The organism is Pusillimonas sp. MFBS29 (assembly GCF_020687695.1).
In the GTDB taxonomy this organism is placed as follows: domain Bacteria; phylum Pseudomonadota; class Gammaproteobacteria; order Burkholderiales; family Burkholderiaceae_B; genus Pusillimonas_C.
This window is the reverse complement of record NZ_JAJEWL010000007.1, coordinates 101,426-123,329: the sequence shown is the minus strand read 5'-3', so window position 1 is coordinate 123,329 and position 21,904 is coordinate 101,426. Positions and strand designations below refer to the sequence as shown.

21 protein-coding genes and 1 tRNA gene are annotated in these 21,904 nt (G+C 57.0%); 13 read left to right on the top strand and 9 right to left on the bottom strand.

All coding sequences use genetic code 11. The features are described from left to right. Nucleotides 1-23 precede the first annotated feature (23 nt). The 3 genes from dnaQ (at nucleotide 24) to LKR43_RS11655 (ending at nucleotide 2,291) form a co-directional block, all read left to right on the top strand. Nucleotides 24-734 (top strand): DNA polymerase III subunit epsilon, encoded by a 711-nt coding sequence (gene dnaQ / locus LKR43_RS11665; RefSeq protein WP_227684238.1) that lies wholly within the window; start codon nucleotides 24-26, stop codon nucleotides 732-734. Between the two features lie 75 nt (nucleotides 735-809). Beyond that, nucleotides 810-884, top strand: a tRNA-Val gene (locus LKR43_RS11660). A gap of 204 nt (nucleotides 885-1,088) precedes the next feature. Then, entirely contained in the window at nucleotides 1,089-2,291 is a 1,203-nt protein-coding gene (locus tag LKR43_RS11655) for an NAD(P)/FAD-dependent oxidoreductase (protein WP_227684237.1), read from the top strand. 92 nt (nucleotides 2,292-2,383) lie between these two features. On the opposite strand, the gene LKR43_RS11650 is transcribed toward LKR43_RS11655, so the two are convergent. The 6 genes from LKR43_RS11650 to LKR43_RS11625 all read right to left on the bottom strand — a co-directional run bounded on the left by LKR43_RS11650 (nucleotide 2,384) and on the right by LKR43_RS11625 (nucleotide 7,637). Further along, nucleotides 2,384-2,986 (bottom strand): TetR/AcrR family transcriptional regulator, encoded by a 603-nt coding sequence (locus LKR43_RS11650; RefSeq protein WP_227684236.1) that lies wholly within the window; start codon nucleotides 2,984-2,986, stop codon nucleotides 2,384-2,386. Nucleotides 2,987-3,116: 130 nt separating this feature from the next. Beyond that, nucleotides 3,117-3,818: an ABC transporter ATP-binding protein gene (locus LKR43_RS11645; protein WP_227684235.1), complete on the bottom strand. Its 702-nt coding sequence runs from the start codon at nucleotides 3,816-3,818 to the stop codon at nucleotides 3,117-3,119. Then, a complete protein-coding gene (locus tag LKR43_RS11640) occupies nucleotides 3,812-4,591 on the bottom strand; it encodes an ABC transporter ATP-binding protein (protein WP_227684234.1) in 780 nt (259 codons plus the stop codon). The genes LKR43_RS11645 and LKR43_RS11640 overlap by 7 nt, the downstream gene beginning before the upstream one ends. Then, a complete protein-coding gene (locus tag LKR43_RS11635) occupies nucleotides 4,588-5,544 on the bottom strand; it encodes a branched-chain amino acid ABC transporter permease (RefSeq protein ID WP_227684233.1) in 957 nt (318 codons plus the stop codon). Before LKR43_RS11635 ends, LKR43_RS11640 begins: the two co-directional genes overlap by 4 nt. Before the next feature lie 2 nt (nucleotides 5,545-5,546). Beyond that, nucleotides 5,547-6,419 carry a branched-chain amino acid ABC transporter permease gene (locus tag LKR43_RS11630; RefSeq protein WP_227684232.1) on the bottom strand — a complete coding sequence of 291 codons (873 nt, stop codon included), beginning with the start codon at nucleotides 6,417-6,419 and terminating at the stop codon, nucleotides 5,547-5,549. A gap of 78 nt (nucleotides 6,420-6,497) precedes the next feature. Continuing rightward, on the bottom strand, nucleotides 6,498-7,637 hold the full coding sequence (locus LKR43_RS11625) for an ABC transporter substrate-binding protein (protein ID WP_227684231.1): 1,140 nt from the start codon (nucleotides 7,635-7,637) through the stop codon (nucleotides 6,498-6,500). Between the two features lie 331 nt (nucleotides 7,638-7,968). Here LKR43_RS11625 and LKR43_RS11620 point away from each other — a divergent pair, with 331 nt between their 5' ends. The 10 genes from LKR43_RS11620 to LKR43_RS11575 all read left to right on the top strand — a co-directional run bounded on the left by LKR43_RS11620 (nucleotide 7,969) and on the right by LKR43_RS11575 (nucleotide 17,932). Continuing rightward, on the top strand, nucleotides 7,969-9,225 hold the full coding sequence (locus LKR43_RS11620) for a Rieske 2Fe-2S domain-containing protein (RefSeq protein ID WP_227684230.1): 1,257 nt from the start codon (nucleotides 7,969-7,971) through the stop codon (nucleotides 9,223-9,225). A 5-nt stretch (nucleotides 9,226-9,230) separates the two neighbouring features. After that, nucleotides 9,231-9,758, top strand: a complete 528-nt coding sequence (locus LKR43_RS11615; RefSeq protein WP_227684229.1) for an aromatic-ring-hydroxylating dioxygenase subunit beta — start codon at nucleotides 9,231-9,233, stop codon at nucleotides 9,756-9,758. A 9-nt stretch (nucleotides 9,759-9,767) separates the two neighbouring features. After that, nucleotides 9,768-10,580, top strand: a complete 813-nt coding sequence (locus LKR43_RS11610) for an enoyl-CoA hydratase/isomerase family protein (protein ID WP_227684228.1) — start codon at nucleotides 9,768-9,770, stop codon at nucleotides 10,578-10,580. 2 nt (nucleotides 10,581-10,582) lie between these two features. After that, on the top strand, nucleotides 10,583-11,302 hold the full coding sequence (locus LKR43_RS11605) for an SDR family NAD(P)-dependent oxidoreductase (protein WP_227684227.1): 720 nt from the start codon (nucleotides 10,583-10,585) through the stop codon (nucleotides 11,300-11,302). A gap of 16 nt (nucleotides 11,303-11,318) precedes the next feature. Next, nucleotides 11,319-11,636 (top strand): 2Fe-2S iron-sulfur cluster-binding protein, encoded by a 318-nt coding sequence (locus LKR43_RS11600; protein ID WP_227684226.1) that lies wholly within the window; start codon nucleotides 11,319-11,321, stop codon nucleotides 11,634-11,636. Nucleotides 11,637-11,668: 32 nt separating this feature from the next. Then, nucleotides 11,669-12,847: a CaiB/BaiF CoA-transferase family protein gene (locus LKR43_RS11595; RefSeq protein ID WP_227684225.1), complete on the top strand. Its 1,179-nt coding sequence runs from the start codon at nucleotides 11,669-11,671 to the stop codon at nucleotides 12,845-12,847. Between the two features lie 133 nt (nucleotides 12,848-12,980). After that, entirely contained in the window at nucleotides 12,981-14,414 is a 1,434-nt protein-coding gene (locus LKR43_RS11590; protein WP_227684224.1) for a 3-oxoacyl-[acyl-carrier-protein] synthase III C-terminal domain-containing protein, read from the top strand. Nucleotides 14,415-14,423: 9 nt separating this feature from the next. After that, nucleotides 14,424-15,620 carry an acetyl-CoA acetyltransferase gene (locus LKR43_RS11585; protein WP_227684223.1) on the top strand — a complete coding sequence of 399 codons (1,197 nt, stop codon included), beginning with the start codon at nucleotides 14,424-14,426 and terminating at the stop codon, nucleotides 15,618-15,620. A 108-nt stretch (nucleotides 15,621-15,728) separates the two neighbouring features. Next, nucleotides 15,729-17,048 (top strand): phenylacetate--CoA ligase family protein, encoded by a 1,320-nt coding sequence (locus tag LKR43_RS11580; RefSeq protein ID WP_370632113.1) that lies wholly within the window; start codon nucleotides 15,729-15,731, stop codon nucleotides 17,046-17,048. After that, the gene (locus LKR43_RS11575) at nucleotides 17,048-17,932 is read left to right on the top strand and encodes an alpha/beta hydrolase (protein ID WP_227684221.1); all 885 of its coding nucleotides are present in this window, start codon (nucleotides 17,048-17,050) and stop codon (nucleotides 17,930-17,932) included. Before LKR43_RS11580 ends, LKR43_RS11575 begins: the two co-directional genes overlap by 1 nt. A gap of 237 nt (nucleotides 17,933-18,169) precedes the next feature. On the opposite strand, the gene LKR43_RS11570 is transcribed toward LKR43_RS11575, so the two are convergent. The 3 genes from LKR43_RS11570 to LKR43_RS11560 all read right to left on the bottom strand — a co-directional run bounded on the left by LKR43_RS11570 (nucleotide 18,170) and on the right by LKR43_RS11560 (nucleotide 21,888). Continuing rightward, a complete protein-coding gene (locus LKR43_RS11570) occupies nucleotides 18,170-19,414 on the bottom strand; it encodes a S9 family peptidase (protein WP_227684220.1) in 1,245 nt (414 codons plus the stop codon). Nucleotides 19,415-19,527: 113 nt separating this feature from the next. Then, nucleotides 19,528-19,965, bottom strand: coding sequence for a D-aminoacyl-tRNA deacylase (gene dtd, locus LKR43_RS11565; RefSeq protein WP_227684219.1), 438 nt, complete (start codon nucleotides 19,963-19,965; stop codon nucleotides 19,528-19,530). Between the two features lie 135 nt (nucleotides 19,966-20,100). Beyond that, nucleotides 20,101-21,888: a CocE/NonD family hydrolase gene (locus LKR43_RS11560; RefSeq protein ID WP_227684218.1), complete on the bottom strand. Its 1,788-nt coding sequence runs from the start codon at nucleotides 21,886-21,888 to the stop codon at nucleotides 20,101-20,103. Nucleotides 21,889-21,904: the final 16 nt, after the last annotated feature.

Here is a 21,904-nt window from a genome sequence, read left to right as displayed (position 1 = left end):
GTCATATAGATACACAGGAAGTTATGCGTCAGATAATGCTTGATACCGAAACCACCGGGCTGGACCCGGCACAGGGCCACCGCATTGTGGAGCTGGCTTGTGTCGAGTTGGAAAACCGCAGCCTTACAGGACGGCATCTGCACTTGTACCTGAACCCCGACCGCGACAGCGATCCGGAAGCCCTGGCCGTACACGGCCTGACCACCGAATTCCTGTCCGGCCATCCCCGTTTCGAAGAGGTTGCACAGCAACTGGTCGATTACGTGAAGGGAGCGGAAGTGATCATTCACAACGCCGCCTTTGACGTCAAATTCCTGAATGCCGAACTGACCCGCGCCGGGTTGCCGCTATTCAATACCCTGTGCGGCAAGATCACCGACTCGCTGCTTTACGCCCGCGAGCTCCATCCGGGCAAACGCAACTCGCTGGATGCGCTATGCGAGCGCTACGGAATTTCGAACGCCCATCGTACCTTGCACGGCGCCTTGCTCGACTCCGAGCTGCTGGCCGATGTCTGGCTGGCCATGACGCGCGGGCAGGATGCCCTGCTGATGGACTTTGAAGATGACGGCGGCGCCGGCGCCGACGGCATACGACTCGAGCAGTTCGATGCGTCGGTGCTGAAGGTCGTTGCGGCCGACGCGGCTGCCTTGCAGGCGCATGATGCCTATCTGGACGCGCTGGACAAGGCGGCGGGCAAACCCTGCGTATGGCGGGCTGCGCAAGAGGCGTGATGGCAGGGTGTCAGGCCATGCACTTGTGATAAAATTCCGCCTCTATTCTCGAAAGCCCGTATTCTTCGGGCTTCCGGGCGGTTAGCTCAGTGGTAGAGCACTGCCTTCACACGGCAGGGGTCACTGGTTCGAACCCAGTACCGCCCACCAAATTATGCCTTACTTTGTACCGTCCAGCCGTGTGACGACAGGCTCTTCCCCATTTATTGAACTGACCCCAATTAGTTGGACAATTGAAGCGGAAGTAGCAGCCATGTTTCATATTAAAACCGGAATTCAGTAGCAAACCCGCCAACATGCCGTATAATAAATTGAACGACCGATTTATTAATTGGAAGAAGCAGGAGGAGTGATATGGAACACGTGGCGATTGTAGGAGCGGGCCAAGCCGGCGCGGCGCTGGCCATCTGCTTGCGTAAAAACGGGTACGATGGCCAGATCACGATTTACGGCAATGAAAACGATCCGCCCTATCAGCGGCCGCCATTGTCCAAGAAGTATCTCTCGGGCGAATGGGATAGAGAACGGCTTTGGCTGCGTCCTCTCGAGTTCTGGCAGGAACAAGGAATATGGCTTAGATTAGGGCGGGCAGTACAGAAGTTGTCGCCAGCGGATCGTTCGCTGGTCTGGGGGGACGAAACCTATTCTTGGACCAAGCTGGCGCTCACCACGGGCGCACGGCCCCGCCCCCTGCCTGAGGAATTCCAGAACCGCACAAACGTTTTTGAATTGCGCAACCTTGCCGATGTGGATAAATTGCGCGCAACATTCTCTCCAGGCGCTCGCCTTCTGATTGTGGGCGGTGGCTATATTGGCCTGGAAACCGCTGCCGTTGCAGCACAGGTGGGCTTGCGGGTCGATGTCATCGAGCGGGCGCCACGTGTTCTTGAACGCGTGGCTTGCGTCGAAACGGCCGATGCCATCTGTGAACTGCACAAGCAGAACGGTGTCGCCATCCACGAAGGCCGCTCGGTCGTGGGCACAGAAGGAAGTGAAGCCCTCAGGGCGGTGACCCTCGATAACGGAGTTCGGCTGGAATGCGACCTGGTGGTGGTCGGCGTGGGAGTGCTTCCCGACACGCGCCTGGCGGGAGCTGCCGGCATGTGCTGCGACACGGGCATCGTGGTGGATCAATTTGGACGTACGTCGGCTCCAGACATCTGGGCCGCAGGCGACTGCACCCGGCTACCTCTGTTGGGCGCCTCCGTCACATTGGAAAGCGTGCAGAACGCCATTGATCAGGCGGAAACCGTGGCCTATGACATGCTGGGAACCGCACAGCCGTACGAACCGGTGCCCTGGTTTTGGTCCGATCAATATAATACGAAATTGCAGATCGTGGGCTTGAGCCGTGGTTACGACAGAGTGGTCAGTCGAGCGTCCGAGAAAGGGCATTCCAACTGGTATTTCCGAAATAATCGCTTGATCGCGGTTGATGCGCTTAACGATGGCCGCGCGTATATGTTGGGCAAAAAACTGCTGGAGGCTGGCAAAGAAATCAATCCTGATCTGATCAGCCGACCTGACTTCGATCCCATGGCGCTGCTACGCGCGTAAGCTGATTTCCGCCTTCTGGAGCTAAACAGCGCCCCTAAGGGGCGTTGATCGTTTGAACAACCGGGGTAAAGAAACCCGCCGGGCTGCTCAACCTAAAGTTTGGCAGGAATATGGGTATAGCCTTCCAAGAATAACTCCACGGCGCGTTCTGCCAGTTCCTCAGGTGCGACGGCTCCATCGGCCTTGTACCAAGTATAGGTGAAGTTGATCATGCCAAAGAAGAGCATGGTGTCAACACGCAGCAGCTTCTGATTGCCCTTCATATCGGGGCGATGCTGCAGGAGCGTATCGCGAATAAACGCTATCAGCTCGCGTTGCTTGGTAATCAGTGCTGCTCGGTGTTCTTGTGATAACGCATCAAGGCAGGTCAGCATGACCACATGCTGATTACGCGAAGTCGCATAAATTTTAAGGAAGAGTTTGACGATTTTTATGAAATGATTTCTAGGCTCTTCTGTGCTGATGACCTCGCGGCATCGTTCAAGCAATTCATCAACATGCGTGGTGAGCATATCATGGAGAATGGCTTCTTTATTATCAAAATAGTGGTACAGGCGAGACTTCGAACAATCGCAAGCATGAGCGATGTCGCCGATTGAAGTCGCCGAATAGCCCTGCCGAGCAAAGAGCTTTGCGGCGCTTTCCATAATATCGTCACGAATATTATCGTAGTCTGAAGAGCGAGTGCGGGCCAAAACATCTCCAAATAAGTGAGTGCGAGTCACCTCGCAAAGGCGTCGTTCTTGAAATTAGACCGTCCGTTCGAAGTATAGCGGCCAGAACATTGCGTCGCAATTTGGCAGATCTAACCGCCAGTATCAGGTATTACATACCAAGATAAGCCGATCGAACGCGTTCATCGGCAATCAGGCTTTCGGCAGTTCCGTCTAGCGTGACGGTGCCGGTCTCCATAACATAACCTCGATCCGAAATGTTCAGAGCTCCATAGGCATTCTGCTCCACAAGCAGTACGGTCACCCCGAGCGATTTAAGCTCACGTATCACGTCGAAAATCTGCTGGACGATGATGGGTGCTAGTCCCATCGAAGGCTCATCAAGCAGTAGGCATGATGGTCGTCCCATCAAAGCGCGTGTAATCGCTAGCATCTGTTGCTGGCCGCCCGATAACCCTCCCGCCATCACATTGCGCTTTTCTTTGAGAATCGGAAACATCTGAAATGCGTCTTCCATGTCTTTCTCAACACGGTCATCGTCGAAGATATAGGCGCCCAATCGAAGGTTCTCTTCTACGCTTAGATTAGTGAATACCTGCCGGCCTTCGGGAGAATGAGCCAGGCCGCGTCCGATGCGAAGATGAGCTGCGACGGTCGTGAGATTTTCTCCTCGGAACGTGATTGTGCCTGCCGAGACCGGCTGCACGCCTGACAGGCAGCGCAATAAAGTAGTTTTACCAGCACCATTGGCACCCACTACGGCCACGATCTCACCACTGTTTACGTGTAGGTCGATGCCGTGCAGTACTTCAATGCGTCCGTAACAGGAACGAAGCTCTTGTACGGTCAGCATGCCAACTCTCCTTGTGTTTCGTTGCCCAAGTAGGCGGCGATGACTGTCGGATTCCGACTGACCTCCGCTGGTGAGCCTTCGGCAATCTTCTGGCCTTGATCAAGTACCACAATATGCTTTGAGATGCGCATGACCATCTTCATGTCATGCTCCACCAGTAATACAGCAATTCCATTGGCGGCTACTTCGGTAATCAGCTCGTCGATCTCTGAGGTTTCAACGGCATTGCAGCCTGCAGCCGGCTCATCAAGTAGCAATACCTTGGGTTCCATTGCAAGTGCGCGGGCGATCTCCAATCGTTTGAGCGAACCATAAGACAGGCTGCTGGCCTCCCGCTCCGCCGCACGCCCTAAACCCACGCGCTCCAACAGTGCTCGTGCGCCTTCTTCTGCGCGGCGCGCCCGGGAGCGTGATGAGGGTAGGTTGAACAGATCGGGAAGAAGGGGACCAGCTTCTTGAAGATGGAAACCGGTCATTGCGTTCTCTAGAACCGTCATGTTCTGAAAGATCTGCAGATTCTGAAAAGTGCGCGACAGGCCACGCCGGGCGAGCAGGTAGGGTGCCATGCCGGTCACGACTTCTTGGTCGAGCGTCACGGAGCCAGTGTCAGCCTGATAAATGCCCGACACGATATTGAACAGCGTGGTCTTACCCGCGCCGTTAGGTCCGATTATCGACACCACCTCCCCACGCTGGAGAGAAAAACTTACGTCATGCACTGCGCGCAGACCACCAAATGAAATACCTAATCCGTCGACTTTTAGAAGGCTCATTTTCTTCTTCCTCGAAAGATGCGAAGTACTGATGGAATCAGTCCTTGAGGTAGGAAAATCATCACTGTCATCATGGTGAGGCCTAGGATGATGGCCTGATACTCTGCGAATATGGTCAGAATTTGCGGAAGTAGTGTGAGGATTCCTGCACCCACTACGGCACCGGCCACCGAACCGACACCACCTAGTACCGCCATGGTGACCATCTCGATCGAATGCATGAAGCTCGCTGCATCGGGTGTAATGAAGCGGTTCTGCAGGGCGAGCAATGAGCCGGAGACCGATGCGTAAAGGGCAGAGACGACAAACGCGCGCAACTTGGCCGCCGCAATGTCGACACCAACGGTGCTGGCAGCGACCTCAGATCCGTGCACAGCGCGTAGGGCACGCCCCGTAGGGCTGTGACGTATATTCTGGGCGAGCCACGCGCCGGTCAGCAAGGTAACCCCGGTGGCGGCATACCAGAACTCGCCGTTCGAGAGGTTCAGCCCCCAATCTTTGAGCAGGCTACGCAAGCCCAGGTCGGGCACGCTTATACCATCCGGCCCCTTTGTTAGATGGCGCTCGTTATTGAGCGTCATGCCTATTAGGATTCCGAACCCGAGCGAAGCTACCCCCAGGTAATAGCCTTTCAGCCGGAGAATTGGCCGCCCCACGAGCCAGGCGAGCACGCCGGAAAAGAGCATACCTAACACGATGGCCAGCGCAGGAGGCACGTTCCAATAAACTGGGGCAAGTGCACAGGTATAGCCGCCGATCCCCGCAAAGCCCGCATGGCCAAGACTAATCTGGCCTGCATAACCAGTGAGAATCACGATGCCCATGACCGCGATCGCGTTCACGAACAGCGTCGAGCCCACCCGGAAATAATAGGCAGATGGGAAGAACAGAGGTGCCAGCGCAATAATAAGCGCTAGTACTATGAGCGTTCGATACTTGGCAGAAATCGTCATGCTTACACCCGCTCCGCAGATTTACGCCCGAACAGCCCTTGCGGCATGAAGAACAGCACTGCAAGAATCAAAATGAACGCCGCAGCGTCTTTGTACTGTGATGAGATGTAGCCCGCCGTCACTGATTCGAGCAGTCCCAGCAGCAAGCCGCCCGCAAGCGCGCCCTTAGGGTTACCCATTCCGCCCAGCATGGCGGCGGCGAATCCTTTAAGCGCCAGAAACAAGCCAATGTCGTAAGAGGTCAACGTAATCGGGGTAATCAGTACGCCCGCCAGCGCGCCAATGGCTGCTGAGAGTGCAAACGAAAGCGTCATGATCAAATTGGTGTTGATGCCTACCAGACGTGCAGCAAGGCGGTTGTTCGATGTCGCCAGCAGGCCCTTTCCAGTCAGTGTTTTGGTGAAGAAGATCCACAGCGCGATGAACACGACGATGCCTCCGCCGATGGTCCACAGGCTTTGCGGCAAGATGGTTGCGCCCATCAAATGTATCGGGTTGTCCCCCGAGAATGCAGGCAGGCTGTGAACTTGCTTGCCGAATAGTACTTGAGCGACCCCGCGAATGAAGATCGACGCGCCGATCGTGATAATGATAAGCCCAACCACCGAGGCGCTCCGTGCCGGTTCAATCGCAAACTTGTTGAGTAGCACGCCCGCCAGCGCAGTGATGGCGATGGCAGCTAGGGCGGCCAGAGGCAGGTTGAACCCCGAGGTATACGCAAAGACGGTCAGCATGCCGCCCAGCATCACAAACTCGCCTTGGGCAAAGTTAACGACGTCGGTCGCGTTGTAGATGATGGCGAAGCCCAGCGCGACCAGTGCATACACTGCGCCGACCGTCAGCCCGGAAAACAGAAATTGCGTGAGTTCCGACATAGGATCTCCGATAAAGTGTCGAGAGATAAACGCGGCCCGCCCAGCACGCTAAGCAGGACCGCCAGTTCGGTCAGGGGCTTAGTCGATGATGTGCCACTTTCCGTCGCGGATCTGCAGAAGGCGGAAAGCGGAAAGATCTAGGCCCAGATGATCAGTAGGTGAGAAGGTGTAGATACCGGTCGTGCCAACCAGACCTTTCGTTTCTTCGATGGCATTACGGATGTCAGCGGGGTCGGCTGATTTTGCGCGAGAGACGGCATCCATCAAGATACGGAAGGCGTCATATGCGTAGCCGCCAAAAGTGCCCACCGGCATGCCGGTGCGCTCTTCGAAAGCCTTCTTGTACGCCATGGAAGGGGCTTTCTGTGGATCGTTTTCGGCCAGCATGCTAGCAACCAGAAGTGCTGTGCCCGGCAGGCGCACGCCCTCCAATACATCGGCGCCAGCCAAGTCGATGTAGCCTTGCGAGGCATTGCCGTGCGAGGCATAGTACGGTAGCTCCATGCCCATCTGCCGATAATTGCGAGCCATGACCGCGGCGCTTTGCCCGAAGCCGGCATTGATCACTGCATGCACATCAGCCGTGCTGCGAATCTTGGCTAGTTGCGCCGTCATATCGACGTCGCGCGGATCGTACGTTTCGTCGGCAACAATCTTGATGCCGTAATCAGGTGCAACGGCCTTGCATTGGGCCTGCATCGACGCGCCGAAACCATCGGTCGAGCCGATAAGCGCAGCATTTGTCCAACTGTTTTTTTGCATGTCGTCGAAGATTTTTGCGCAGGCCATGCGATCGGTGTGCGGGGTCTTGAACGTGTAAGGCTTCACTGGATCAATGATTTCTAGACCTCCGGCCAGTGAAATAAAGGGAATCTCGGCATCTTCTGCCACCGATGAAATCGACATCGAAGTCCCTGTAGTCGTCCCGCCGATAATAGCCTGCACTTCGTCATCTTCGATCAGGCGTGTGGCAAAAGTGCGCGACTTGTTTGCATCGCTGCCGTCGTCGTACATGAAGAGTCGAATCTTTGCGCCATCAATTCCGCCTTTCGAATTGATTTCCTCGACCAGCATTTCCAGCGTTCGCGTCTCTAGGTCGCCGAGAGTGCCGGCTGGGCCGGTGGCCGACAGCGAAGCGCCGAGCCTGAGCTCCGCGGCGGCCGGCATGGCAACGCCGAGCGCGACCAAGCCAGTTATTAGTACTTTCTTAGCGTTCATGGTTATCTCCAGTTGGTAGAAATACCCCAGCAATAGGGCTTATGATTAATCGTCCGTTCGTTTAATTTAACAGCGACTTTGCCAATTGACTAGACCATCGTCATTGATATCGAGAATATCTAGCATCAAGATGATCAATATTAAACCTATAAATTTCAATTATTTAGATCTTGTTTTATGAATGAATAGGCTTTGAACTAGGGGTTTTCCATACTCAACATGCATACTAGGGTATCGATTCAAACTTCATTTCTAGTATTGACATTCGAGAATTAAATAGACTATAAAAGATCGACCGTTCGTATTATATTTTCTAAAAAAGGAGGTAGAAATGTCGATTACCACCGACGAAATCGACTACAGCGCGCTAATTCAGCCCGCCAGGGTCAACAGCAGGCTCTATATCGACAAAGAGATTTTTCAGGAAGAAATAGAGAAGATCTGGAACACGACTTGGGTGTATGTGGGGCATGTTAGCGAAGTGCCCAACCGGAATGACTACATCACGAAAAGCATCGGCACTACACCTGTGCTGCTGTTGCGTGATCGTCACGGCGAGATCCGTCTGCTCCTGAACAAGTGCCCGCACCGGGGCAATCAGCTCTGTGCTTACAAGGAAGGCAATCGCTCGACGTTCACCTGTCCGTACCACGCATGGACCTTCTCGAATACCGGTGACCTCATGGGAGTTGCCTTGCCAGACGGCTATGAGGGCATGTCGAAGGAAGGCCTCGGCCTGGGCAAGGTGCCGCGCCTCGGCATCTACCGTGGCTTTGTGTTCGGCTCTTTCGCAGAAACCGGCCCGAGCCTCGACGAGCACCTAGGTGGCGCTAAGGCAGCCATTGATCAGCTGTGCGACAACTCACCGGCTGGTGAGCTCGACCTGAGGGCGGGCTACCTGAAGCATCGCACCAAAGCAAACTGGAAGTTCATGCTCGAGAACGAGACCGACGGCTATCACCCCGGCTTCGTGCATGGCTCCATCTTCCAGGTCACGAGCACTCGCATAGCCGAGCTGTATAGCAAAGATTCCAGTGCACTGACCCGCGATTATGGCAACGGCCACACGGAATTTGACCTGCGCGGCGAATGGCGCAGGATCGATAAACCGTTGCACTGGTTCGGCTCGTCGGCCGAGCAGCAACCTGCCTATGTGAAGGCGATGGAGGAGGCCTACGGTCCAGAGCGCGCTCGCAAGATCATGATCGACGGCACGCCTCACACCATGATTTTCCCAAATCTCTTCATTGCCGAAATCCAGATCTTCGTACTGCAGCCGGTGGCCGTGGATGAAACTATCCAGCATGTCACGGCGGTGCAGTTCAAAGACGCGCCCGAGATCAATCGTCGCTTGCGGCAACAGACCATGGGCTCGGTCGGACCAGCAGGGATGCTGCTGGCCGACGATACCGAGATGTACGAACGTAACCACCGCGGCGCATGGGTACGTGACCCGGAATGGTTGGTCTTATCGCGCGGGCAGCTCCGCGAGCGCAAAGACGAGAACGGATATACCGTGGGCCATGTCACCGATGAAGTGCCACAAAGGGGTATCTGGCGCCATTACCTAAAGCTGATGCAGGAGTGAGCTCAATGAATGCACAAATCGAGATCAATCCGACAGAGCGCGGGCTGGACGTTTGCGATGAGATCGAGCTCTACCACAGCGTCGCGAAATTTCTCTACCTTGAGGCGCGTCTGCAAGACACCCACGACTATGACGGTTGGGAAGCATTATGGGAAGAAGATGCTATCTATTGGATTCCGGCCAATGGCTCCGACACCGATCCCGAGCAGCAGATGTCGATCATCTACGACAACCGCTCGCGTATCGGCGTGCGTGTCGCGCAACTGAAAACCGGTCGACGGCATACCCAGACGCCTCGTTCAGAGCTCGCACGAATCATCTCGAACATTGAGGTGGTGCACGTCGAGGGCAACGAGGTCGAGGTCAGGGCCAACGCCCAGATTCATGAAGAGAATTTGCGTGGCACCACCCTTTGGGCGGCCCGCAATGAGTACCTACTTAGAAATGTCGAAGGCGCCTTCCGTCTGGTGCGCAAAAAGGTTGTATTAGTCAATAACGAGAAGCCGGTGTTTACGCTTTCGTTCCTGGTATGAGGTGGTGTAATGAATGAAGAAAATAGGCAGGTATGGATCGGCGAAGGCCCGGTGCTACTCGATTATGCCGATCATGTGGCGCGTATAACGCTGAACCGGCCGGAATCTTCCAACGGCATGAATATCGAGTTCATGAAGGCCTTGCATCAGGCCGTGATGCGTTGTCATCGCGAGCCCGATGTGCGCGTGGTGTTGTTGCGCGGGCTGGGCAAGAATTTCTGCGCGGGAGGCGATGTTCGCGAGTTCGCCAGCAAGGGGGAGGAACTGGGCGACTTCCTGCGCGAGGTCACCGCATGGCTGCAGATGGCGGTGGGCGCACTAATTCGCCTGCAAGCTGTCGTGGTCACACAGGTTCAAGGCTTTGCTGCCGGTGGCGGCGGGCTGGGTCTGGTTTGCGCCTCCGATATCGTGATCGCGGGGCAAGGCGCCAAGTTCCTGCCAGGGGCCACCCGTGTAGGCATGGCGCCCGATGCTGGCTCATCAGTCATACTGCCGTATCTGGTCGGTTTCCGGCAGGCCATGGAAATGATGCTGTCAAACCGTATCGTCGGCGCCGACGAGGCCTTACAGATGGGCCTGGTTACGCAAGTCGTGCCTGATGAAGAGCTCGATGCCGCCGCCGTGGCGCTGACCGCGCGTTTCGCCGATGGTGCACCACTCGCCCAGGCTGCGACCAAGCGTTTGTTGTGGAACACCTTAAACGTTGAAACCGCCTTGCCGGAAGAAGCCCGCACAGTTTCATCGCTGTCGGCCACGGCAGACAGCCGGGAAGGACTAACGGCAGTGCTGGAAAAGCGCAAACCGGTATTCAGGGGCAACTAGCGATGCGTCGGGCATTGGTAACGGGCGGGGCCAACGGAATCGGGGCGGCCACGGTGCACAAGCTGAGTGGCAGCGGCTTCAACGTCACGTTCTGTGATCGCGACGCTGCGGCCGGCGCAGCGCTCGCGGCCGAAACCGGCACGACCTTTATTGAGCTGAATGCTGTCGATTTCGATGCGGTGGCTCGCTTTTTTGACAAATCCGACCCCTTCGATGTTTTGGTAAACAATGTCGGCGTTGATCAGCATTCGTTCTTTTCGGATACTGGCCCGTCAGACTGGCGGCACTTTCTTGCCGTGAACCTGGAAAGCGCCTTTGCATTCACGCTAGGGGTCTTGCCGGGCATGCAGTCCGCTCGCTACGGTCGCATCGTGAATGTGTCGTCCGAAGCCGGCCGCCTCGGCTCCCGGGGCGGGGCCATCTATGCTTCCGCCAAGGCGGGCCTGCTGGGCTTCACCTGCTCCATCGCCCGGGAAAACGCGCGCTATGGCGTGACCGCCAATGCTGTTCTGCCCGGTCCGATCGAGACGCCGATGGTTAAGCGTGCTGTTGAGTTGGCAGGCGAAAAAATGCGGTTAGACCTTCAGGGGCTGACCTTGCTGCGACGGCTGGGCCAGCCTGAGGAGGTGGCGGCCACCATCGCTTTCCTGTGCTCCGAAGACGCCGGCTTTATCACCGGAGAATCGCTTGGCGTTTCCGGCGGAATGGGATGCAGAATCTGAAATCTTGGGAAGTACTATGACAACTATTGTATTCATTACGGGTGATGAAGAGCGCCACATCGTTGAGGCCACAGATGGCCTCAGCGTGATGGAATGCGCCAGACGCGCAAACGTGCCTGGGATTATTGCCGAGTGCGGAGGTGCCTGTACCTGTGCAACATGCCACGTACATATTGCGTCTGAATGGATGCCTGTAGTGGGCGAGTCCAGCGATATGGAGCACGATATGCTCGATTTCGCCACCGATGTACGAGCGGAGTCCCGCCTTTCGTGCCAGATCACTGTAGGGCCGGCGCTTAATGGCCTGATCGTAAAGGTTCCCAACGCTGCATAGCGGAATCGCTGAAGATGTCTAAGGAGCACAAAATGTCAGCCACTTTGCAAGGTTTACGCATCATCGAAATGGTGGGTCTGGGCCCCGCGCCCTTTGCCGCCATGATGCTTGCAGACCATGGCGCAGAGGTGGTGCGCATCCATCCGGCAAAGCGAAAAGCCGATTTCCCCTTGCTAGACACCCGGTTCGACGTGCTGGCGCGCGGCCGCAAGTCGCTGGCGGTCGATCTGCGTGCGCCGGCAGGAAGTGAGCTGTTGCTCGAGCTGATATCAAATGCAGACGGCCTGATCGAAGGATTTCGCCCCGGCGTCATGGAGCGCCTGGGCTTGTCGCCGGAAGTCTGTCTTGCGCGTAACCCAAAGCTGGTGTACGGCCGTATGACGGGCTGGGGACAGACCGGCCCCCTGGCCAATCAGGTGGGGCACGACTTGAACTATCTGGGCATTACCGGTGCACTACATGCCATCGGGCCGGCCGACGGCCCGCCGACTGTGCCGCTGAACTATGTGGCTGACTTCGGCGGGGGTGGTATGTTGCTCGCCTTCGGCATGGTGGCCGCGCTGCTCGCAGTGCGAGGTGGCGGTTCGGGGCAGGTGGTCGATGCTGCTATGACCGACGGAGTCGGCCTGCTGTCGTCGATGTTCTGGGGATTCAGGGCCGGCGGCGCATGGCCCAACGGGCGCGGGCAGAACTTGCTCGACGGCGGGGCGTACTTCTACGCCACCTATGCCTGTGCAGACGGCCGCTATCTGGCTGTCGCATGCGTTGAGAAACGCTTCCACGACATCTTGGTGGAACGGTTGGCGTTAGAACCGGAAGAGTTCACGCACGATCGACAACCTGCGCGCTGGCCGTCATTGCGGCAGAAGTTGGCTGAACTGTTTGCCACAAAGCCGCGCGACCATTGGGTGAGCCTTTTTGAAGGCACCGATGGCTGCGTGACGCCGATACTCGATTGGAGCGAGGCGGTCGCGCATCCGCATGCCACTCGGCGTAATGCTTTTGTGGATGTTGAAGGCGTAATCCAACCCGCGCCGGCTCCCCGGTTCAGTGCGACTCCGGCGCCTATGCCTACGGCCGCGCCCAGGGCGGGGGCGCACTCCTTGGAAACGCTGCATGCTTGGGGCGTGTCAGCGAGACGCATAAGCGACGCGCTCGCGCAGGGTGTGATTGTTCAGGCGGAAAGCGAGGCGAGCCACAGTGAAGCATGAAACGTTAAGCATGAAGGTATTTTTTCAAAACGCGTTTTTCGGTACTATTAATAGACCGATTATTCTAACTATTAAATCGAGTTCTCAGCGGTATGCCGGGTGCCCCGGCTGCACACATGGGAGGAGGTAATTCATGGCCTATATCCAGGCGATTGGAGTATATCTGCCCCGGCTGCGTCTTTCGCGCGCAGCCATGGGAAAGGCGCTCGGCTGGCTTACGCCCGGGGCGGGTTCAGGGGGCAAGGGAAACCGTACCCTGGCTTATTGGGATGAAGACAGCCTAACCATGGCGGTCGCCGCTGCGCGGCGCGCTCTGCCGCGTAGCCGTGGCGTTGATGTCGACACGCTTTACTTTGCCAGCACCTCGCCTCCCTACGCGGAACCGCAGAATGCGGCGTTTGTACGTGCCGCTTTGGGTTTATCGCAGACGGTTCGTACGCAAGATGTACATGGCTCGGTTCGCGCCGGGCTGCTCGCGCTGCATCAGGCGCTGGAAACCGGTGACCGCACCTTGATCACGGCCGGGGAAGTGCCGGTAGCGGTGCCCGGCAGCGTGGCGGAAGGCCGTTCCGGCGACGGCGGCGCAGCCGTGCTGACTGGTGGTGAGCCGGGCATGCTGCGCTACCTCGGGGGCGCGTCGATAAGTGCGCCCTTCACCGATCGCTATCGCGCCGCCGACCACGCGCACCCGCAAGAGTGGGAAGAGCGTTGGGTGCGTGAAGTGGGCTATATGGAACTCGTTCGCGACGCCATCGTTCAGGCGCTCAAGAATGCGCGGGTCACTCCGGCAGACATTGATCATTTCGTGATGCCCTGCGCCATGCCCGGCGTCACCAGGGCGCTCACGGCCAAGTTGGGCTTGGGCGAGGCCAGAGAAACGTCGGCGCTGGTGGAAGGGTGTGGCGACACGGGTGTCGCACATGCGCTCGTCATGTTGGGCCACGCCCTTGAAGGTGGCGAGCCCGGCCAGAAGATTCTGGTGGCGCAGTTCGGGCAAGGCGCAACCGCGCTTGTGTTCGAAGCCGGCGCGTCGGTTGCAGCGCCCACGCCCACCGTGTCGGCGCAGTTACAGCAGGGCGTTGACGAAGACAACTATATGAAGCTGCTGGCGTTTCGCGGCAAGGTCGATTGGGATAGAGGCCTGCGCGGCCGCTACCTGGTAAATGAGGCGCTCAGCACTTCGTGGCGTAACGCTGATACGCTACTGGGTTTTGTGGGGGGGCGCTGCCGCGAGACGGGCCGCGTGCAGTTTCCACCCACCCGATTAGCGGTCGGCCAAGGCTTTCATCTGGATATGCAGGAGCCAGTAGCGCTGGCTGATGAGCCTGCCAGAATCATGACCTTTACGGCAGATAGGCTGGCGTTCTCGCCCTGCCCACCTAACTGTTACGGATTGGTCGACTTCGATTGCGGCGCCCGCGTATTGATGGAGTTCACCGACCCTGAAGCCGATTTACTCGAGCAGGGCGACGCGGTGGGCTTCACATTTCGCATCAAAGATCTCGACCCTACAACGGGTTACCGCCGCTATTTCTGGAAAGCGATCGCAGCCGCAGGCAACACTTAAGGAGCACACATGGTATCAGGACTCAAGGATCGTGTCGCGGTATTGGCAATGGGCTGTTCGCGTTATGGTGAACGCTGGGATGTCGGACAGGAAGAGCTGATGGTCGAAGCCTATGGTGAAGCACTGCAAGCAGCAGGAATCGACCCGACCGACATTGGTGCTGCTTGGTATTCCTCGCATTATGACGATATTGGTGCTGGCAAATCGGGTATGCCCATGGCGCAAGCCCTGCGGCTGCCCGATATCGGTGTGACACGGGTCGAGAACTTTTGCGCCGGAGGCACAGAGGCCTTTCGTGGTGCAGTCTACGCGGTGGCATCAGGCGCAGTCGATATTGCGCTGGCGATGGGCGTGGAGAAGCTCAAGGACACAGGCTTTGCAGGTCTGCCGGCCGCCTCACGTGGCACGCTGGTTCCTCTGTACGCGCCGTTACACAGCAACCCAGGCAACTTCGCGCAATTGGCGCGAGCCTACGAAGCCAAGCACGGCATCGCGCGCGATGATTTGAAGCGCGCCATGGGACATACCTCAGTAAAGAGTCATGCCAACGCCTTGCATAACCCCAAGGCACATCTGCGTAAGGCCATTACCGTTGATCAGGCCTTAAACGCGCCGATGGTAGCAGATCCGCTGGGCTTGCTCGATTGTTGTCCTGTCTCTGATGGTGCGGCTTGCGCCATCGTCACCAGACCAGAAATCGCTAGAAAACTCGGCAAGGGAGCGCTGGTAACGGTCAAGGCCATTCAACTGGTGAGCTCCAATGGTTGGGAGGCACAACAATCGGAATGGGATGGCTCCTACGTACACACTACCCGCGTGGCCGCGCAGCGGGCTTATGCGGAAGCCGGTATTGACAATCCGCGCAAGCAACTTAGCTTCACCGAGCTGCACGACTGCTTTTCGATTACCGAGCTGGTCACGTTGGAGGATATTGGCTTGTCGGAACCCGGTAGGGCCTGGCGCGATATGCTTGATGGCCGTTTCGATGCAGACGGTGTGCTGCCCTGTCAGATCGACGGCGGCCTGAAATGCTTTGGACATCCGGTTGGCGCTTCCGGCTTGCGCATGCTTTACGAAGCTTGGTTGCAACTGGCTGGGCAGGCCGGCAGTCGGCAGCTCGGCTCGCCTTCCTACGCGCTGACGCACAATCTAGGTGGTGCGCCGGCGCAGAACGTAAGTGCCATAACGATACTGGGTGCGGCCTGAATCCATGACGGGTTGAGGAAATATCAACATCAAGAGAGAAGAGAGGAAACAATGTACGCAATCCACACTCCGAAAAAAACTGCTCCTGTCGAAGAGGCGGCTCCCCCAATGCTGAATCCTGAGGTCGAACTACTTGACCGTGACGGCATCCTCAAGCTGCAACAAGAGCGACTCGCTAAGCTCGGCGCGCGTCTTCAAAAGAATGAGCAGTGGTGCGAGCACTTCGCGAAAGCCGGCCTGAAACCATCAGATCTTGCCGCGCCCGACGCGCTGCAGCATGTGCCGTTCCTTGAGAAATCTGACCTGCATAAGTGCTACCCCTACCCATATCTGACAGTACCGTTGGTTGACGTCGAGCGTTTCGTCGCTACCTCTGGTACTACGGGCATGCCCGTGATGTTCGGTCTCACAAAGAATGACCTGAACAACTTGCTGCCTTCCCAGACAGCCCGCTTGCTCACGGCAGCCGGCGTGAGGCCCGGCTCCCGTGCCTATCAGGGCTACGGGTATGGCCTCTGGATCGGTGGCCTCGCGCTTGATCAAGGTTTCAAGGAAATGGGCTGTGTGAATTTTCCCCTTGGCCCGGGCCGAGGTGAATTGGCTGCACGCTGGATGCACGATCACGCCTACGAAGTGGCGTCTATGTCACCGCTCTGGCTGATGAGCCTAGTGCAGCTCGCCCGTTCGCAAGGCATCGATCCTAAGACAGACTGGAAACTGAAAGTCGGTGTCTTGGGCGGTCAATCGGTTTCCGCTGAGTTCCGTAACCAGTTGGAAGCACAACTGCCCGACGGCTTCATGGCGCATAACATATACGGCACGACGGAAGCGGGCGGTCCCATTCTGGCGGTCTCTACTCCTTATACACACGGCGACGATGAGTTGCATCTACTCAACGAAGACACGGTGCTCACAGAGATTCTTGACCCGCAGACTCTCAAGCCGGTGTCGGAAGGCGAGGTTGGGGAGATCGTCATTACGACACTGAGCAAGGAAGCTTCGCCCGTCGTCAGGTGGCGAACCCGCGACCTCGTGCGGCTCTCGCCGCGCCCGTATGACTGCCCATCCGGTCGCCGCGGCATGCGCAAAATCGGACGCATCATCGGGCGTTCCGATGACATGATCAAGTTCAAAGGCGTCATAGTCTTTCCTTCTCAGATCGAAGACATCATTGCAGGTGTGAACGGCGTGGTGAAGGAAGCCTGGCAGATTTATATAGATAAGGAATGCATGACTATTGGGACGCTGACCGTAGCCATCGAAGCATCGGCCCAAGCGGGAGTACCGTTTGAGCAGTTGATCACGCAGGTTTCCCGCGAAATTAACGCGCGCTTCGGTATGAAGGTGAACGTTGAGTGCCATCACGAGGGCACGCTGCCCCGCTATGAGTCGAAGGCGGTGCGTGTGTTGCATCGTCCGGAGTCCTGATGGTCGAAGACCGTCTGGCACTTATCCGTGAGCGACTCAGCGAAGTGTCGATGACGTGGCAGTCAGGGTCTACGTTGGATGAAATTCGCCGCAGTTTCGAGGCCTATCTCGCCGAGGTCGGCCCAAGAGGAGCCGCCATGGCCGAGCCTTGCTGTCAAGCAATACCGCCCGGTATAGATGGCGCATGGATTGGTCAAGGCGAACGCTGCGCCTTGTATTGCCATGGAGGAGGCTTCCAGATCGGTGGCGTCGCCTCGCATGCAAGCCTGATAACAAGGCTCGCTGTCGCCGCGAGCATGCGGATGCTTGCGTTCGATTATCGGCTTGCGCCGGAACATCGGTATCCGGCAGCCATCGAGGATGCTTTCACCGCGTATCAATGGCTGCTCGACATAGGTGAAAAACCGGCCGCTATCGTAGGCGACTCAGCTGGCGGTGCACTGGCCTTGCAAACGGCACAGCGCGCCCGTGACGCCGGGTTGCCATTGCCAAGTCGTATCGTGTTGATCTCGCCTTGGCTCGACCTTTCTATGCAAAGTGATAGCTACATTGAACTGGCTAAAGTCGATCCGTTCTCAAAGCCTGCACAGCTGCGGTTGATGGCCAAGGCCTATGTTGGGCGTGAAGGGCCGGCCCTCGATTCGCCGCTCGTCTCGCCGCTATGGGGTGATTTGTCGGGGTTGCCGCCCATCGTGGCACATTCCGGCGAGGCCGATATTACCGTGGGTGACTCGTTCAAGTTGACCGAGCGGGTGCTAGAGGCGGGTGGGCAGATCGACCTTCAGGTTTTCCCGGGCATGTGCCATCACTTTCAGATTTACGAGGCGCTGCCCGAGGCGAAGGAGTCGATTGATGCACTGGGGCACGCTTTACGGGCTGCCTGACAGCGCATTTTGGGAGGCTTGGTCAGGCGCTGGGCGGAATCGTCCGGCAAACGTATGGTCAGTGTGCTCATTACAGATTCTCCAAACACTGTGCGTAATAACGGCTTGCACTCCACCGGCAATGGCCAGTTCAATGAGATGACTATCGCCTCCGGGCTCTTGTCCATTTTCGAGGTATCAGCACGCTCGTCAAACTCGGCTAATCACACCATTTCAGCCAGTCTTCCCGATTTGAACCTATTGCTCGTCAAACCACTGCTTCCACTGGGGCACGGCAGCGGCGAACGTGCCGCGGTGTGTCGTGGGGCCGGTAGAGATGGCGGACACCTTGGGATTGCCACGGCCCATGGCTTGTTGATAATGCATGGCCAATTGGCCCATACCCGAACTGATGACTTCATCCGCCTCGCCGTAATAGTTGTGTACAGGCGTTTGCACGACCCAGCGATAAGCATGGGTATGAGATGCCAATAAACGTCCATAGGCAGACTCGGCAAAGAATTGCGGATCGAAATACTCGGGGCGCAGGAGCTTTTGCATGGTCATTGGAACATCGGCCTCGTTCACCGGTTCGCGCGCATACACTTTCCGCGAAACCTCATAGACGTCGTCATTGATGACTGAACGCGCCAAGCCAGGCACACTGTAGTAGTTTTCAAAGGCGAAGGCCGACAGGATGATGGTGGTGGTGGCCCAACCTGCGTCAATTTCTCGGGGAAACTGTATCAGGCCGTTCAGGTTCAGCAAGACATCCACGGGTGCGCTGGCTGTTGCGGCGGCATCAACCTTCATGCCGATGCTTTCCAGCTTTTCCAGCATGGCCATGGTGACAAAGCCGCCCTGCGACCAGCCGCTGAGAAAGAGTTTTGTGCCGCTGCGCTTTAGATCACGGAGCACGGCTTGGCTTGCGATCAGCATGTCATGGGTGGCCTGCTGGTGGCTTTGCTTGACCATATAGCCTTCGGGCTCTGTGGATTTCCCCATGCCGAAATAATCAGCTGCAACCAGAATATAGCCTTGGCCGGCAAACTGGGCGATCATGAGCTGGGTTTCATCGGAGTTCTCCGGAAAAGAGGGCACTTGCTGTTTGCCATAGACGGTGCCATGCTGGTAAGACACTATCGGTAAAGACATGTCCGTAACGTCGGGAACGGCGAGCAGACCAGTCGCCGTAATGGGCCTGTTGCCGCGCTCAGGTATTACGGAACTGTAGGTGACCCGGTACAAATCGACGGCGTTATCAGCGGGTGTATAGGCTTGCGTAACGCCAGAAAACGCAGCTGCTCCCGTGGTAAGAATTTGGTCAAGACGGGACTTGTCCCAGCGACCCAGCCATTCATATTGCAGCTGCTGCGATAGCTGGACAGCCACGCCCGGAGAATTGCCGGCGGAGCTTGACGCGTGGGCATTGAAGGGAACGCTGGCAAGCACCAAAGTTATGCAGATTGCCAGCATGATCGCGAATCGTTTGAAGCACGGCATGAAGACTCCCTTTGTTTTGTTTGGTCAAATTTTGTAGCAGCTCTAGAATACCAGTTGTGCAAGTGCCGCTATCGGCGTTGGCTTTTCGTGCCTCATCATGCTGCCGATGGCCGCTACAGCTGGATCGGAATCGTGACGGGTCCGTCGTTGGTCAGGTTGACTTGCATGTCTGCGCCAAAGACACCGGTTTCCACAATCGGATGCAGTTTGCGGGCTGCCTGCACAAAATGGTTGTAGAGTCTTTCTCCGGTTTCAGGGTCGGCCGCACCGCTGAATCCGGGCCTGTTGCCGCTCCAGACGTCGGCGGCCAGCGTGAACTGGCTGACAATCAACAAGCCGCCTTCAACGTCCTGAATGCTGCGGTTCATCTTGCCCGCCTCATCGCTGAAAATTCGCAACTTGAGCAGCTTGGCCAGCAAGCGGTCGGAGGTCGATTCGGTATCTGTCGCTTCAGCACAGATCAGTACCAGCAGTCCATTGCCGATGCGGCCCACGACATGGCCATCAATTGAGACCGAGGCTTGGCTGACACGTTGGATGACTGCTTTCATGGTTATAGATCAGATAAATTAGTCGAGCGTCGCGACCCGGCGCAAGGTGCTATTTTTCGAACTTGGCTCGAGAATCATGTTTTGCCAGCCTTCGCCGGTCGTATTCTGCCGGTGAATAAAGGCATATAAGAAATTCTACGCCACCCGTCTCACCTCAATATAGCTTTCGGGTCCGTAATGAATGGTGTTCCGGGAATAGTAGGGCGGTACCTGCATGTCAAACTGAGCATGATCATGGCTCTGGTCACTGCGCAGCAGGTCAGTACGGCTGCCGATATCAAGCCGCAACTTTTCGCCTGACCCAAGCCGCACTGGCTGAGGCGTGAGGCTGAACTTCAGTGTCACGGCTTTCCCCGGTATCAGTGGCTCGGGCTGGTCGATGTTGATGGCAATCTCGGTTTGGGTGCTGCGTCCGATGTCAATCGTGCGGCAAGCGGGCCGGATTGTTCCGAGTGACAGCAGATGATAGGCCCCGTTTCCATCCACGCGGCCTAGCCGTGCGACCACTTGCGAGTCGATTTCATTGCTGCTGAAAGAAAGGCTTGCTGTCACCGGTCCCGAGAACTCGACATCTTGTGTGATGGTGGTTTCAAAACTCACCAACTGGTTGGCCACTTCATCGAAACCGGGCGTTACGATTGCGCCAAGTGGTACGGCAGCCCAGCGATTTGATCCAGCCTCGCTGGCACTGTCGGTGAGGCGGTGGATCACGTTATCCGCACCGGACGAGGCGAGGTAAAAGCGCACGAGTTTGCTGCCCGGGATGGGAAAGTTGGCGGCGGAACGATACTCGTCCGCGCCTTCCGTCCAATAGCGGACGGACTGCTGTTCCCGGTATCCGTTGTCTGTGCCGAAAAGGATGTGGTCGTAGAAGGCAAGTGCTTCGCTCTGCCAGTGATAGCAGGGCAGTTCGTAGCTCGCCGGCCCGATGATCAGCCATTTGCGATCGGCAGGAGTACCGGCGTTCTCGAATAAATCATATGCGCCGAACTGGTGTAGATTGAAGTGGCCCGGGTTCTGGACAACAACGAATGGTAGGGTGATCTTGTCGAGTTCTCCCGATGGTCCGGCTGACAAAGGACTAGTCGCGCGGGTCTTGCCGTCGAGCGCCATTGCAGCGAACAGCTCGCGTACCGGCTTGGCCGGCATTTTCTTCTGAAAGCCTTTCATGATGCCGCTCATGCGTTTTTTTACCTGCGGCCACCACCAACGCTTGAGAGGCGTATTCAGGATGTTGCTCAGGAGTGCCCGCATCATCGGCGGTACATGAAGCTTGATCTGAAAGGGTGTGAAATTCGCGCCCATCCATAGCGCGAAAAAGTCCGTTTGGGGGCCGCCGCCAAACATTGATATGTGACGGAAGTAATCGGTGCACATTTCTATGGCGAAGAAGCCCTTCAGCGCCGCAGGTTGCTTAATCGCTACCTGTGGCTGTGTCATGCCGTAGTAAGAGGTTCCAAACAATACTACATTGCCGTCGCACCATGGCTGCTGTGCGATCCAGGCGATGATACGGGCATGGTCCTGGACGTCAACGTCGTTGAAAAAGGTATGGCTTTCGCCCTGAGATCGGCCCATACCCCGGCGGGTCACTATGATGTGTGCATAGCCGCGATCGGTGAACACGGGCGGGCTTCCTGTTTCGTTGGTGCCCGTAGGTGCACCGCTTGATTGCAGCTCCTTGCCGTAGGCTGAGAATGCCAGAATGGCCGGATAGCGGCCTGCTGCCTTGGGCGTGTAAACGTCGGCTGCCAACGAGATGCCATCATCGACCTGGATCATCTGGTCGGAATAAAGCCGACAGCCCAATCCCGTCCTGACCGCCGGGCCCGGTGTCCATCCTGCGAGTTGGGGGCCGTGAATGCCTCCCCGCAACGGAACGACATTGTCCCAGAGCTTGGCTTTAAGCGGAGCAGCGTTCATTTGCTTTGTTCCCTTC

What these genes read in the sequence shown, in the direction of transcription:
- dnaQ (WP_227684238.1), top strand. Translation starts at nt 24, where the DNA reads ATGCGTCAGATAATGCTTGATACCGAAACCACCGGGCTGGACCCGGCA.
- LKR43_RS11655 (WP_227684237.1), top strand. Translation starts at nt 1,089, where the DNA reads ATGGAACACGTGGCGATTGTAGGAGCGGGCCAAGCCGGCGCGGCGCTG.
- LKR43_RS11645 (WP_227684235.1), bottom strand. Translation starts at nt 3,818, where the DNA reads ATGCTGACCGTACAAGAGCTTCGTTCCTGTTACGGACGCATTGAAGTA.
- LKR43_RS11640 (WP_227684234.1), bottom strand. Translation starts at nt 4,591, where the DNA reads ATGAGCCTTCTAAAAGTCGACGGATTAGGTATTTCATTTGGTGGTCTG.
- LKR43_RS11635 (WP_227684233.1), bottom strand. Translation starts at nt 5,544, where the DNA reads ATGACGATTTCTGCCAAGTATCGAACGCTCATAGTACTAGCGCTTATT.
- LKR43_RS11630 (WP_227684232.1), bottom strand. Translation starts at nt 6,419, where the DNA reads ATGTCGGAACTCACGCAATTTCTGTTTTCCGGGCTGACGGTCGGCGCA.
- LKR43_RS11625 (WP_227684231.1), bottom strand. Translation starts at nt 7,637, where the DNA reads ATGAACGCTAAGAAAGTACTAATAACTGGCTTGGTCGCGCTCGGCGTT.
- LKR43_RS11620 (WP_227684230.1), top strand. Translation starts at nt 7,969, where the DNA reads ATGTCGATTACCACCGACGAAATCGACTACAGCGCGCTAATTCAGCCC.
- LKR43_RS11615 (WP_227684229.1), top strand. Translation starts at nt 9,231, where the DNA reads ATGAATGCACAAATCGAGATCAATCCGACAGAGCGCGGGCTGGACGTT.
- LKR43_RS11610 (WP_227684228.1), top strand. Translation starts at nt 9,768, where the DNA reads ATGAATGAAGAAAATAGGCAGGTATGGATCGGCGAAGGCCCGGTGCTA.
- LKR43_RS11605 (WP_227684227.1), top strand. Translation starts at nt 10,583, where the DNA reads ATGCGTCGGGCATTGGTAACGGGCGGGGCCAACGGAATCGGGGCGGCC.
- LKR43_RS11600 (WP_227684226.1), top strand. Translation starts at nt 11,319, where the DNA reads ATGACAACTATTGTATTCATTACGGGTGATGAAGAGCGCCACATCGTT.
- LKR43_RS11595 (WP_227684225.1), top strand. Translation starts at nt 11,669, where the DNA reads ATGTCAGCCACTTTGCAAGGTTTACGCATCATCGAAATGGTGGGTCTG.
- LKR43_RS11590 (WP_227684224.1), top strand. Translation starts at nt 12,981, where the DNA reads ATGGCCTATATCCAGGCGATTGGAGTATATCTGCCCCGGCTGCGTCTT.
- LKR43_RS11585 (WP_227684223.1), top strand. Translation starts at nt 14,424, where the DNA reads ATGGTATCAGGACTCAAGGATCGTGTCGCGGTATTGGCAATGGGCTGT.
- LKR43_RS11580 (WP_370632113.1), top strand. Translation starts at nt 15,729, where the DNA reads ATGCTGAATCCTGAGGTCGAACTACTTGACCGTGACGGCATCCTCAAG.
- LKR43_RS11575 (WP_227684221.1), top strand. Translation starts at nt 17,048, where the DNA reads ATGGTCGAAGACCGTCTGGCACTTATCCGTGAGCGACTCAGCGAAGTG.
- LKR43_RS11570 (WP_227684220.1), bottom strand. Translation starts at nt 19,414, where the DNA reads ATGCCGTGCTTCAAACGATTCGCGATCATGCTGGCAATCTGCATAACT.
- dtd (WP_227684219.1), bottom strand. Translation starts at nt 19,965, where the DNA reads ATGAAAGCAGTCATCCAACGTGTCAGCCAAGCCTCGGTCTCAATTGAT.
- LKR43_RS11560 (WP_227684218.1), bottom strand. Translation starts at nt 21,888, where the DNA reads ATGAACGCTGCTCCGCTTAAAGCCAAGCTCTGGGACAATGTCGTTCCG.